At 70.6% G+C, this 12,165-nt stretch carries 11 protein-coding genes; 4 read left to right on the plus strand and 7 right to left on the minus strand.

Going from position 1 to position 12,165, the window contains the following annotated elements; all coding sequences use genetic code 11:
- Positions 1-68: 68 nt before the first annotated feature.
- Positions 69-977 (minus strand): LysR family transcriptional regulator, encoded by a 909-nt coding sequence (locus AABA78_RS02480; RefSeq protein ID WP_338261460.1) that lies wholly within the window; start codon positions 975-977, stop codon positions 69-71.
- A gap of 95 nt (positions 978-1,072) precedes the next feature.
- On the opposite strand from AABA78_RS02480, the gene AABA78_RS02485 reads away from it, so the two are divergent.
- Positions 1,073-1,954 (plus strand): aldo/keto reductase family oxidoreductase, encoded by an 882-nt coding sequence (locus AABA78_RS02485; RefSeq protein WP_338261461.1) that lies wholly within the window; start codon positions 1,073-1,075, stop codon positions 1,952-1,954.
- A gap of 213 nt (positions 1,955-2,167) precedes the next feature.
- On the plus strand, positions 2,168-3,895 hold the full coding sequence (locus AABA78_RS02490) for a GMC oxidoreductase (protein WP_338261462.1): 1,728 nt from the start codon (positions 2,168-2,170) through the stop codon (positions 3,893-3,895).
- 56 nt (positions 3,896-3,951) lie between these two features.
- Here AABA78_RS02490 and AABA78_RS02495 read toward each other — a convergent pair whose 3' ends face one another.
- A complete protein-coding gene (locus AABA78_RS02495) occupies positions 3,952-4,815 on the minus strand; it encodes a LysR family transcriptional regulator (RefSeq protein ID WP_338261463.1) in 864 nt (287 codons plus the stop codon).
- Between the two features lie 72 nt (positions 4,816-4,887).
- Between AABA78_RS02495 and AABA78_RS02500 the strand changes: the two genes are divergently transcribed.
- Positions 4,888-5,733 carry a nuclear transport factor 2 family protein gene (locus tag AABA78_RS02500; protein WP_338261464.1) on the plus strand — a complete coding sequence of 282 codons (846 nt, stop codon included), beginning with the start codon at positions 4,888-4,890 and terminating at the stop codon, positions 5,731-5,733.
- Between the two features lie 14 nt (positions 5,734-5,747).
- Here AABA78_RS02500 and AABA78_RS02505 read toward each other — a convergent pair whose 3' ends face one another.
- Complete coding sequence (locus AABA78_RS02505) at positions 5,748-6,119, minus strand: type II toxin-antitoxin system PemK/MazF family toxin (RefSeq protein WP_338261465.1); 372 nt, start codon at positions 6,117-6,119, stop codon at positions 5,748-5,750.
- Positions 6,120-6,221: 102 nt separating this feature from the next.
- Here AABA78_RS02505 and AABA78_RS02510 point away from each other — a divergent pair, with 102 nt between their 5' ends.
- The gene (locus AABA78_RS02510; protein WP_338261466.1) at positions 6,222-7,109 is read left to right on the plus strand and encodes a CPBP family glutamic-type intramembrane protease; all 888 of its coding nucleotides are present in this window, start codon (positions 6,222-6,224) and stop codon (positions 7,107-7,109) included.
- A 63-nt stretch (positions 7,110-7,172) separates the two neighbouring features.
- Here AABA78_RS02510 and AABA78_RS02515 read toward each other — a convergent pair whose 3' ends face one another.
- From AABA78_RS02515 to AABA78_RS02530, 4 genes are read right to left on the minus strand one after another with little or no spacing between them, the layout of a single operon-like run.
- Complete coding sequence (locus tag AABA78_RS02515; protein WP_338261467.1) at positions 7,173-8,066, minus strand: CheR family methyltransferase; 894 nt, start codon at positions 8,064-8,066, stop codon at positions 7,173-7,175.
- Complete coding sequence (locus tag AABA78_RS02520) at positions 8,063-8,623, minus strand: chemotaxis protein CheW (protein WP_338261468.1); 561 nt, start codon at positions 8,621-8,623, stop codon at positions 8,063-8,065. Before AABA78_RS02520 ends, AABA78_RS02515 begins: the two co-directional genes overlap by 4 nt.
- A gap of 15 nt (positions 8,624-8,638) precedes the next feature.
- Positions 8,639-10,327 carry a methyl-accepting chemotaxis protein gene (locus tag AABA78_RS02525; protein ID WP_338261469.1) on the minus strand — a complete coding sequence of 563 codons (1,689 nt, stop codon included), beginning with the start codon at positions 10,325-10,327 and terminating at the stop codon, positions 8,639-8,641.
- 27 nt (positions 10,328-10,354) lie between these two features.
- A complete protein-coding gene (locus AABA78_RS02530) occupies positions 10,355-12,073 on the minus strand; it encodes a chemotaxis protein CheA (RefSeq protein ID WP_338261470.1) in 1,719 nt (572 codons plus the stop codon).
- Between the last annotated feature and the right edge of the window lie 92 nt (positions 12,074-12,165).

The following is a 12,165-nucleotide window of genomic DNA, read 5'->3' on the forward strand; positions in this document are numbered from 1 at the left end:
CCTGACGCGGAGCCGGCCCCACAAGCCGGCTCCGCGCAGCGAACCAGGCGAAGAGGGCGGCGCCGGCCTCAAGACGCTGCCTTCGGGTCCTTGATGAAGTCGATGAACGCCCGCAGCGGCGCGGGCACCAGGCGCCGCCCGGGGTAGTAGAGAAACGGCCCTGAGAAGCTCTGCCACCAGGGTTCGAGGACGGGCTCCAGCGCGCCGCTCTCCAGATACGGCCGCAGCCAATCCTCGAAGAGGCTCACGATGCCGGTCCCCGCGAGCGCCACGTCGACGGCGAGATCCGCGCCCCCACCCAGGCCCACGATCAACGGCCCCGTGGGATCGACCCGCACCCGCTCCCCGTCGCGCTCGAACTCCCAGGGCGTCATGGCTCCGCTCGAGAAGCGGCCGCGCAGGCAGGCATGCTGGAGCAGCTCCCGCGGATGCTCCGGCCGGCCATGGCGCGCCAGATACGCCGGAGAGGCGGCGGTGGCGAAGCGCTGGACGCGCGGCCCGATGGGCACCGCGACCATGTCCTGCTCCAGCCGTTCGTCGTAGCGGATGCCGGCGTCACATCCCGCTTCGATCACGTCGACGAAGCTGTCCTCGGAGATGACCTCCACGCGGATGTCGGGATAGGCGGCGAGGAATGGCGGGAGGATGGCGGGGAGGACCAGCCGCGACGCGCTGACCGGCACGTTGAGTCGCAAGGTCCCCGCCGGCTTGCCGCGAAAGCCGTTCACCACGTCGAGCGCGGCCTCCATCTCGCTCAACGCCGGGCCCAGCCGGGCCAGCAGCCCCTCCCCGGCCTCGGTGGGGACCACGCTGCGCGTCGTCCGGTTGAGCAGCCTGACCCCCAGTTGCTCCTCCAGACGGCGGACCGCATCACTGAGCGAGGACGCGCCCCGGCCGCTGAGGCGCGCGCCATCCCGGAAGCTCCGGGCCCGCGCCACCACCACGAAGGCATTCAAGTCACCCAGGTCGACCTTCACTGTCCGCCGCTCCGCACGACCTGTACGGGCCGTGCCCTGTTATCGCCAGAGCCCACAACGGCTATCTCTGCCTCATCCCAACAAGGAGATGGAGCATGCCCGGTTTCGACCCGTCCAACACCTTCCCCCTCGGTGACCATCCCGTGAAGCGGCTCGGCTATGGCGCGATGCAGCTCGCCGGCCCCGGCGTCTTCGGTCCGCCCAGGGACCCCGCCGCCGCGCTGGCCGTGCTGCGCGAGGCCGTGGCTCGCGGGGTCGACCACATCGACACCAGCGACTTCTACGGCCCGCACGTCACCAACCGGCTGATCCGCGAGGCGCTCGCGCCCTACCCCAAGGACCTCGTCATCGTCACCAAGATTGGCGCCCGGCGCGGCGAGGACGGGTCCTGGCTCCCGGCCTATTCGCCGGAGGCGCTGAAGCAGGCCGTGCACGACAACCTGCGCAACCTGGGGCTCGACGTGCTGGACGTCGTCAACCTGCGGATCATGTTCGACACGCACGGCCCCGCGGAGGGATCCATCGAAGCGCCGCTGACCGTGCTGGCGGAGCTTCAGCGGCAGGGCCTGGTGCGGCACATCGGGCTCAGCAACGTCACCCCCACGCAGGTCGCGGAGGGACGCCGGATGGTCCGGGTGGTCTGCGTGCAGAACCAGTACAACCTGGCGCACCGGAGCGATGACGCGCTCATCGACGCGCTGGCCCGCGACAGCATCCCCTACGTGCCGTTCTTCCCGCTGGGCGGCTTCACCCCGCTGCAGTCCTCCAACCTGTCCGCCGTCGCGCAGCGGCTGGGCGCGACGCCCATGCAGGTCGCGCTCGCGTGGCTGCTCCAACGCGCGCCCAACATCCTGCTGATTCCCGGCACGTCTTCCGTCGCGCACCTGCGGGAGAACCTGGCCGCGGGGGACCTCAAGCTGCCGGCCGATGCGCTCCAGGAGCTGGAGGCCATGGGCCGCACCACCGCGCACCCCTGAGGCTTCACGTTGCAGGCACGGGCACACGTCTTCCTACCGCCCGTGCCTCTGCGTCCGGGGAAGACGCCGGCGCTTCCCGCCGCGACGCGCCCCGGTCCGCCCGCGAGGCTCCGCGCTCCGAGGCCGCCCCGACCTGGCAGGTGTTCACACTGCGGCATGCGTTCTGCACAAGCGGAGGACCTCACGTCCACCAGTCCTGCGTGAAGAGGTCCCATGTCCGCCAACTACAAGAAGTTCTTCGCTGGCTCCCGCAACGTCCCGAAGGGCATCTCCCTGGGCTATCCCGTTCCCGGGCCGCAGGAGGCCAGCGCGGATCAGATCGCCGGACAGGCGTTCTTCGCCAAGCCGAACGAGTGGAGCGACATCCAGGCCTCCGCGTATGACTTCATCGTGATTGGCACCGGGCCCACCGGTGTGGCCTTCATCGAGCAGACGCTGAAGCACAACCCGAATGCGCGCATCCTGGTGCTGGAGCGGGGCGGCTTCTGGCTGCCCACGCACTACCAGATGCTGCCGCTCGCATTCCAGGCCGCGACCGGCTCGCCGCCCACCACCTATCCGTGGACGCGCACGACGCGGATGGCGACGTCGGAGCTGGAGTTCTTCCAGGCCGGCTACATCCCCGTGCTGGGCGGCCGCTCCACCTACTGGAGCGCGTGGTGCCCGGCTCCGGGCCCGGACCTCATGCGTGACTGGCCGCAGGAGCTGATCGACGTCACGCTCCAGCCGGGCTTCTGGGACCGCGCCCGGGCCTTCCTGCACGTCACGTCGATGGACAGGATCCACGATGGCGTCTACGGCAACCTCCAGCGCCAGCTCGACGTGAACCTCCGCGAGAACTTCAAGCACGCCGTGCCCTCGGCGGAGAACGCGTTCCCCGCGCCCATCGCCGTCGGCGACACTCCGTGGAAGGGGGTCAAGTTCTACAAGTACTCCACCGTCGGGACGCTGCTGGACCTGCAGCAATCCCAGAAGGCGCTGGCGGCCCAGGGCAAGGGGCAGCCGCTGACCATCGTGGACCACTGCGTCGTCGACCGCCTGGTGCATGACGGCCATGGGACCGTGACCGCCCTGGAAACCAGCCGCGGCCCGCTGGCGGTGAGCTCGGCGAAGGTCGTCCTGGCGATGGGCACCATTCCGCCCGCGACGCTGCTGATGAACTCCTTCAAGGAGGCCCTGCCGAACATCGGCAAGCGCTACACCGGGCACTTCATGTCTCACATCACGGCGCGCGTGAAGCGCTCCGCGTTCAAGGACCTGTCCGCGCTGGAGATTGGCGCCACCTACCTGGACGGCAAGGCTCCCAATGGCTTGCAGTACCACGTGCAGGCCAGCGCCTTCGCCGCCGCGAACCCGGAGGCCGACGAGAGCACCATTGCCCACGAGGCGCCGGACGCGGCGGCGGTCGCGTCGATGGCGCAGCTGAAGGGCTCCGAGGATTACGTGGTGTTCGTCTGCGCAACCCTGGGCGAGGTGAGCGAGAAGAACCCCGACAACTGGATCCGCATGAACGGCGGCACCGACCCCGCCACCAACATCACGCTCCAGCTCCAGCCCGGGGTGCAGGACCATCACCTGTGGGACGTGCTCGACGAGGCGACGTATCAGACCATCGACGTGCTGGCGGGGCGCGTGGGGTGCTCGGGCTCGGCGCCGGAGGTCGAGTATTGGGTCGACGACGCGAGCGGCAACGGCGGGACCTGGCAGTCGGAGCGGCCGGGCAAGAAGAGCATCCGCCTGAACATCATCGTGCACGAGGCCTCGCCGCTGTGGATGGGCAAGGACCCGGCGACGTCGGTGGTCGGCCTGGACTACCGCCCGCACGGCGTGCGCAACGTCTACGTAACGGGCGGGGCGCTCTTCCCGACCTCGGGCTCGTGGAACCCCACGCTGACCATGTGCGGCCTGGCGCAGGACCTGGCGGACCGGCTCCGGGGTTAGCCGCCGGAACCTCTCGGCGCAGATCAGGCAGATCGCCTGATTGGACCAGGCCCTCGTCAAATGCCTCGGGGGACGTCGCGCAGCCGCTCCAGCAGCTCCGCGACGACCGGCCGCACCGGGGCCTGGGTGCGCTGCACGGCATGCACCATGTTGGTCAGCGGGGGCTTGCCCCAGCTCACCACTCCCAGGCCCCGCCCCTTCGGGATGCAGAAGCCGGGGACGACGGCGACGCCCCTTCCCTGCGCCACCCACTCCAGCACCTCCTCCAGCTCCTCGAAGTGCGCGGTGCTGTACCAGTGCGGATGACGCCGGCCGAAGTGGTGGCCCAGCCACCGGCCCACCACGTAGTCCCCTTCGTCGTAGGTCACCAGCGGAACGTCCTGGAAGTGCTCCCGCGCGCGCAGGCGCCGGGCCCAGGTCCGTCCCGCGACGAGCACGAGCTGCTCCTCGTAGACAGGCGTCAGCGTGAGCCGTGGGTGCACCGTGGAGCGGAAGGAGAAGCCCACGTCCACCTGGCCCTCCAGCACCTGCCGGAAGACCTCCTCCGCCGACGGATAGCGCAGCGTCAGCGCCCGGTGCAGCGACTCCGACTCCCGCAGCATCGGGAAGAGCACGTAGCGGCCAAAGCCAGACACCGCGGCGATCTCCAGCGGACGGTCTTCCTCGTCCCCCTGCAACACCGCCTGCACGTCCCGGGCGAAGCCACCGAGGAACCGGAAGAGCCGATCCGCCACAGGCGTGGGCACGAGCCGCGCCGACCGGCGTTCGAACAGCGGCGCGCCGAGCGTCTCCTCCAGCCGGCGCAATTGATAGCTCACCGTGGGCTGCGTGCGATGCAGACGCGCCGCGGCTTCCGTCACGCCGCGTGATTCGTAGACGGTCACGAACGTGCGCAGAAAGGGGAGGTCTGGGAAGTCCATCGAAGCTTTCTATGAAGTCAGGGCGCTACTATCAATTGGCGCTCACGCGGCGGAACGCGCACCGTTCCTGGCATGTCGAAGACACTCCCGTTGGTGACCGTGGCGCTGCTCGCGGCCTGTGTTCGGACCGCACCCCTTCCCTCCCCGGGGCCCGTCTCACGGCTGCATTCCAGCCCCGAGGAGGCCGTGCAGGCGTACTTCCAGGCCTCGGACACGGGCTCCAGCCGGCTCCTGCGGTCCGCGTTCCATCCGGACGTGCTCATGCATTGGGTGAACGGGGCCGAAGGTTCGCTGCGGACGCGGACGCAGCTGGAATGGTGGCAAGCGCTGGACGCGGATACGAAGGCGCCCCAGCCCGCGACCGGGCGCCGGCAGGTGGTGCTCGACCGTGAGGGTCCGTTCGCGTTGATGGAGGCGATCTCCCACTGGCCGGACCACACGTTCGATGACCTGCTGCTCGTCGTGGAGACGCCCGTGGGCTGGCGCATCGTGGGCAAGGTGTTCCAGCGGCTCGCACCCGGAGAGACCGCGACCGCATCGCCCTCCGCGGAACAGGAGATTCGCGCGGTGCTCGACGCGAAGATCGAAGCGCACGCGCTCTACAGCCACGCGCTGCTGCATCAATCCCATACGCCGGGTTGCCTCTACTACCGCGTGCACGTGGACGGGGTGCCCTTCGCGTGGGGGAGCATCTCCGAGGCCGCGGCTCGCTATGCGGCCAACGAGGAAGCGGGCATCCAGGACCGGGAGAGTCCCTGGAACGTCCTGAAGGTGGAGGTCCGTGGCAACGTGGCCGCCGCGAAGCTGGAGGTCCGCGTCGGAGGCGTGCGCTTCATCGACCACCTGCTGCTGGTGCGCACCGGCGGGCAGTGGCGGATCTCCGCCGCGGCCTGGGGCAACCCTGCCCTCCCTGCGTGAGACAGTTCATGGCGCTACTCGCGGAAGAAGGACGCCTGCTGGAAGCGCAGCCCCGCGAGGATCTGCTCGACCCGCGCTTCGGAGAGCGCCCCGATGCGCTCTCCGAGCCGGGCCTTCTCCACCGAGGACACCTGGGAGACGACCACGACGCTCCGCTTCGCGAGGCCGCCCTCCCCCTCGTCGAGCAGCACGTTGCCGGGCTCGCCCGCCTTCTTCAGGTTGGAGGTCAGCGCGCACACGACGACGGTGTGGATGCGGGAGCGGTTGAAGACGTCGTCCTGGAGGACCACGTAGGGGTGGGCGATGGCCGGGACGGAGCCGCGCGCCTCGTCCGGCTCGCACCAGAACAGGTCGCCTCGGCGGATCGTCTTCGGGCCCGTGCTCATGCGGCGGGTTGTGCCACGCGGTGTCGACCGGGGGCAATCCTTCCCCGGCTCGCGCGTTGGTTGTAGGCAGGGGGCGCATCCGCGCCTGCGAGGAGAATCACCATGCGGTCCGTGTTCCGGGATGGCGAAGGGCACTTGCGCAACGGCTGGAAGGCCCTGGGCTTCCTCGTGGTGACCGCCGTGCTGATGGGCCTCATGATGTGGCTCCAGTCGCTGCTGCCCCTCGTGTTGAAGCAGGTCGTGCAGCCGCCCTTCGTCGCCTTCCTGGCGGTGCTGCTCGTGAGCCTCGACTTCCTGTATCTCGAGCGGCAGCCCCTGACGTCGCTCGGCATGTCGTTGGACCGGCGCGCGGCCCGCCACGTCGGCGCGGGCGTCCTGGGCGGCATGGTCCTGGTGGGGCTCGTGGCCGTCTGCGGCTGGGCGGCCGGGGGCTATCACCTGGAGCGCGCCGGGAATCCCCAGGTGACCGCGGTCGTGAAGGCAGCCTGGCTGATGCTGGGCGTGGCCCTCTTCGAGGAGACGCTGTTCCACGGCTACCTCTTCCAGCGCGTCATCCGGGGCCTGGGCACCCGCTGGGCGCAGGTCGTCCTCTCCCTCATCTTCTGCCTCGCCCACCCCTTCAACACCCAGATGGACGTCCCCACGCGCATCGTGGCGATGCTCACCACCTTCCTCGCGGGCTGGATGCTGGGCCTGTGCTACCTGCGCACGCGTCACCTGGCGTTGCCGGTGGGCGTGCACATGGGCTGGAACTGGTTCCTGGGCGTGATGGGCTTCGGCGTGAGCGGCAATGAATCCCGCGGCTGGTGGACGCCTGTCTTCCACGGCCGCCCGGAGTGGGTCTCGGGCGGGGCCTATGGCCTGGAGGCGTCCATCTTCAGCGCCGTCGTCCTGGCGCTGGCAATCATTGGCCTGACGCGCTGGAAGGGTTCAGCCACGCGCGACGGCCACCTTCAGCCGGAGGACCCCTCCCTGGCGAGCAACGCATAGGCAAACGCGCCTCCCGCGGGCCCACGCACCCGCTTTCCGGAAATGGGAAGCGGCGCGCTCGCGCTACTCGCGCGACGGCAGCGGCGGTCCCGGGCGCGGCGTGTACACGTTGGCGCTCACGGAGCGCGCCGCGGCGGTAATGCCAATCAGGCTCTCCGCGTGCCCCAGGAAGAAGTAGCCCGTCTCCGGCAGCCGTGACAGCAGGCCCTGGATGACGCGCGCCCGGGCCTCCGCGCCGAAGTAGATGAGCACGTTGCGGCAGAAGATGACGTCGAAGGGGCCCATGGGCCAGGTGGCCGGCGCGTGCAGGTTCGCGCGCGCGAAGCGCATGAACTGGCGCAGCTCCGGCCCCGCCGTCATCAGCCCCTCCTGGGTGCGCACGCCCTTCAGCATGTACTTGCGCAGCAGCACCGGCGGGATGGTCCGGGCCCGCTCCAGGCTCCAGAGGCCCTCCTCCGCGCGCTTCACCGCCCAGGTGGACAGGTCCGTGGCGACGACCTCCAGGTTCCATCCGGAGCCCTTGGGGAACGCCTCCAGCAGCTCCATCGCCAGCGAGTACGGCTCCTCTCCCGTGGAGCACCCGGCGCTCCAGACGCGGATGCTCCGGGGCCGCCGGCCCTGCGCCGCCTGGGCGCTCCACTCCGGGAAGATGTGGTCGCGCAGCAGCTCGAAGTGCCGGGGCTCGCGGAAGAAGGACGTCTCGTGCGTGCAGAGGCTGTCGAGCATCCGCACCTTCTCCGCCTCGTTCCCCCGCGCGGTGACGAACGCGTGGTACGCGGCGAAGGACGTCAGCCCCAGCTCCCGCATCCGCCGCGACAGCCGGTTCGCCACCAGCGCGCTCTTGGCCGACGACAGGTGGATGCCGGCCTCCGCCTCCACCAGGTGCTGGAACAGCGCCAGCTCCGAGCGCGACAGCGCCGGAGGCAGCGTGGACGGCCAGGGGTCCTGCCCGCTCACCCGTTGCCTGACGCTTCCGGAGCCGGCGGCGGCGCCGGAGCCTGGGACGGCGCGGGGGGCGGGGCCTCTTCGGAGGCGCCCGTCAGCTTGAGCAGCTCCTCCAGCGACAGGAGCCGGTCCAGGTCCAGGAGCAGGATGAACCCGTCGTTGTGGCGGCCCATGCCCCGGAGGAACTCCAGCCGCACGCGCGTGCCGAAGGCGGGGGGCGGCTCGATGTCCGCGGGGCCCAGCTCCAGCACCTCGCGCACCGTGTCCGTGAGCAGCCCCAGCACCGTCTGCTGGCCGTCCAGCGCCACCTCCACGATGACGAAGCAGGACCAGCGGGTGATGGGCCGGGGCGGCAGCCCGAACTTCACCGCCAGGTCCACGACGGGCACCACGCTGCCGCGCAGGTTGATGACGCCCTGCACGGCCGCAGGCATGCCCGGCACGCGCGTGACGGGGCGGTATTCGATGATCTCCCGCACCCGCAGGAGGCCCACGGCGTACTCCTCGCCCGCGAGCATGAAGCTCAGGTAGCTGGACCTGCCGCCGCCCGGTTCAGTGGAAGGGTTCATGGTGCGCGCGCCTCCTTAGAACCGCTGGAAGTCATGAGGGGCCGGCGCTTCCGCGCCGTTCTGCAGCCGGGACAGCGCGGTGGGCGAGGACGCGCCGAGCGGCCCCTGCGCCGCCGCATGGAGGCCCCGGGCGGGCGAGGTCGGCAGCCGGGACGTCGGAGCGCGCGGCGCGGCGGGGTGGTTGAAGCTGAGGCCCTCCATGAGCCGGAAGAAGGTCATCATCTGCAGGAGGGACTCCGCCTGCGTGGCCATCTCCTCCGCGGTGGACGACAGCTCCTCCGCGGCGGACGCGTTGCGCTGGGTGACCTGATCCACCTGCGTCATGGCGCGGTTCATCTGCGACACGCCGATGGACTGCTCACGCGAGGCGTTGGTCACCTGCTGCACCAGCTCCGACGTGCGGCGGATGGCGGGCACCAGCTCCGACAGCAGCTGACCGCTACGCTCGGCGACCTTCACGCTGGAGGTGGCCAGGCCGCCAATCTCCTTGGCGGCCTTCTGGCTGCGCTCCGCCAGCTTGCGCACCTCCGTGGCGACGACGGAGAAGCCCCGGCCGTGCTCACCGGCGCGCGCGGCCTCCACGGCGGCGTTCAGCGCGAGCAGGTTCGTCTGGTAGGCGATCTCCTCCACGATGGAGATGCGCTCCGCGATGGCGTTCATCGCCTCCACGGTCTCCCTCACCGCGCGGCCGCTCTCCTCCGCGTCGCGGGCGCCCTTGAGGGCCGTCTGCTCCATCTCCCGGCTGTTCTCCGAGTTCTGGCGGATGCTCACGTTGAGCTGCTCCAGGCTGGCGGTGGTCTCCTCCACGGAGGCCGCCTGGGAGCTGGTGCCCTGCGACAGTCCCTGCGCGGCGGACGCCACCTGGAGGGACGCGGACGACAGCGAGCCCGCGGCGCCGCGCACCTCGCTGATGACGCCCGACAGCCGCTGGATCATCTCCCGCATGCTGCTCATCATCCGGCCCGTCTCGTCGGTGCCCCGGGCGGTGATGTTCGCCGTGAGGTCGCCCGCCGTCACCTGCGCCGTCACCTGCACGGCCTCCGTCAGCGGCTGCACGATGCTGCGGGTGAGGAAGAAGGACAGCAGGCCCGCGAGCACCACGCCCAGGACGCCGCCGGTGATGATGACGTCGTACAGGTCCTGCGCCATGGCCCCGGTCCGGGCGGTGCGCTCCTGCAGGAGGGTCTGCTCGTCATCCGCCAGCTTGGAGAGCAGCATCCGGATGCGGTCCGCGGTCTGCTTGCCGCGCGCGGCCTGCTCCACCGCGACCAGCTGGGCCAGCTCGCTCCGGCCCGCGTTGACCTCGCGGCGCTGGGCGATGAGCGGCTCCAGGTGCTGGGTGATCCACTGCTGCAGCAGGTCGCGGATCTCCTGCTGACGCTCCTGCTCGCGGTGGTCACGCTGGGTGAGCTCGCGGATGCGGTCCAGGTTCTGCGACACGCTCAGCCGGGACAGGTTGTAGGGCTCCAGGAACTTGTCGTCGCCGGTGATGATGAAGCCGCGCTGGCCCGTCTCCAGGTCGGCCATGTCCCCCTCCAGGGTGCGCACGGCGATCATCACCTGGTGGCTCTCGGTGTCGCCCTCGGCGGACTTCGCGACCTTGTCCAGGGTGCTGTACACGACCGTCACCACGCCGATGATGATGGCGACCATCGCGCCGAAGGCGAGCGTCAGCTTCGCCGTGATGCTCAGATTGTTGAACATGGGGGACTCCGGGACAGCGACTGACCGCTACGGCGCCGAGGGGGCGTTCGCGGGGGAAGGGGTTTCCAGGGGGGCGGGAGGACTGACCGGGGAGTCAGAGGCGTGGAGGATGGCCCTGCGCACCAGCGCGGGCGTGTCCAGCAGGAGCCCCACCCGGCCGTCGCCCAGGATGGTGGAGCCGGAGATGCCGGGGATGCCCTGGAAGAGGCGCCCCAGGGGCCGGATGACCCGCTGGCCGTCGCCCTGGAGCTCGTCCACCGCCAGCCCGATGACGCCGTCCGGGTGCCTGAGGACGACCACGTTCTCCCGGGCCGGCGTGGCGCTGCCCAGGGAGAAGACCTGGCGCAGCCGCAGGTACGGCAAGGGCTGGCCGCGCAGCGCCAGCACCCCGGACTCCTCCGACGTGCGCTCGCCGGCGGGGACCTCCATGCACTCCTGCACGCTCTCGATGGGGACGACGTACACCTGGTCCCCCACGCCCATGGCGAAGCCCTGGATGACGGCGAGCGTGAGCGGCAGCCGCAAGGTCAGCGTGGTGCCCTGCCCCTCCTGGCTCTGGATGGACACGGAGCCGCGCAGGGCCTCGATGTCCCGGCGCACCACGTCCATGCCCACGCCGCGGCCGGACAGCTCCGTCACCTCGGTGGTCGTGGAGAAGCCGGGCTCGAAGATGAGGCGCAGGAGCTCGTCGTCGCGCAGCCGCTCGGGCGCCGCCACCAGGCCCTTGCGCCGTGCGCACTCGCGCACCCGTTCCCGCTGGATGCCCCGGCCGTCGTCGGACAGCTCCACCACGACGCTGCCGGCGTCATGGTAGGCCTTGAGCCGCAGGCGGCCCCGGGGGTCCTTGCCCGCCGCGCGCCGCTCGTCCGGCGTCTCGATGCCGTGGTCCAGCGCGTTGCGCAGCAGGTGGAGCAGCGGGTCGCGCAGCGCGTCCAGCACCGCGGTGTCCAGCGTGGCGTCCTCGCCCTCCAGATCCAGCTGGGCCAGCTTCTGCTGGGAGCGGGCCAGGTCGCGCACGGTGCGCAGGTGCTGACGGAACAGCGGTCCCACCGGGACCATCCGCACCTTCATCACCTCTTCCTGGAGCGCCTCGAAGAGCGGATCCATCTCCCGCTGCTGGTTGAGCGCGTCCTCCCAGCGGGCGCCGGACTCCTCCGCGCACGACAGGAACTGCGCCATCCGGCCCCGCGCCACGGACAGCTCCGCGGTGAGCGTGACGATGCGGTCCAGGCGCTCCATGTCCATGCGCGCGCGGCTTCGCGCCGTGCTCCGGGACTCCGGCATGCGCGGCAGGCCGGCGAGGAGGGGCGGCGCCTCCGTGGGGACGCCCGCGACGATGCCCTCGCGCAGCCGGACGAGGTGCGCCTGGTGCACCGCCCCCAGCGAGTCCACGCCCGCGAGCGAGGCCCGCGACAGGTCGCGCAGGTGGTCCACCGCGCCCAGCAGCAGCGACACCCGCGTCTCATCCGGCGCGAGGCGCCCGTCGAGCAGGGCCTGGAGGAGGTCCTCCACGCCGTGCGTGTAGTCCGTCACGGCCTGGAAGCCGAGCGACGCCGCCGCGCCCTTCAGCGTGTGGGCCCCGCGCAGGATGTCCTGGAGCAACCCGTCCGCCGGAGAGACCTCGAGCGCGATGAGGTTCTCTTCCATGGAGGCGACCAACCCCTCCGCCTCATCCGCGAAGACAGCCAGCACCTTCTGCCACTCCGCGGCGGTGTCCGACGAGATGTCTCCCGGGCCTGTCGTCACCTTCCGCTCCACGAGCGCAAGGCAGTCAGCACACACATGGAGACGGATGGAGGGTCCTTCAGGAACAGCGACACGCGCCCCCCTTCCTCAAA

This window comes from Corallococcus caeni, from assembly GCF_036245865.1.
GTDB classification, from domain to species: domain Bacteria; phylum Myxococcota; class Myxococcia; order Myxococcales; family Myxococcaceae; genus Corallococcus; species Corallococcus caeni.

Coding starts and splice junctions, on each gene's coding strand:
- AABA78_RS02500 (WP_338261464.1), top strand. CDS start 4,888: ATGTCGAAGACACTCCCGTTGGTGACCGTGGCGCTGCTCGCGGCCTGT.
- AABA78_RS02525 (WP_338261469.1), bottom strand. CDS start 10,327: ATGTTCAACAATCTGAGCATCACGGCGAAGCTGACGCTCGCCTTCGGC.
- AABA78_RS02510 (WP_338261466.1), top strand. CDS start 6,222: ATGCGGTCCGTGTTCCGGGATGGCGAAGGGCACTTGCGCAACGGCTGG.
- AABA78_RS02520 (WP_338261468.1), bottom strand. CDS start 8,623: ATGAACCCTTCCACTGAACCGGGCGGCGGCAGGTCCAGCTACCTGAGC.
- AABA78_RS02505 (WP_338261465.1), bottom strand. CDS start 6,119: ATGAGCACGGGCCCGAAGACGATCCGCCGAGGCGACCTGTTCTGGTGC.
- AABA78_RS02485 (WP_338261461.1), top strand. CDS start 1,073: ATGCCCGGTTTCGACCCGTCCAACACCTTCCCCCTCGGTGACCATCCC.
- AABA78_RS02490 (WP_338261462.1), top strand. CDS start 2,168: ATGTCCGCCAACTACAAGAAGTTCTTCGCTGGCTCCCGCAACGTCCCG.
- AABA78_RS02495 (WP_338261463.1), bottom strand. CDS start 4,815: ATGGACTTCCCAGACCTCCCCTTTCTGCGCACGTTCGTGACCGTCTAC.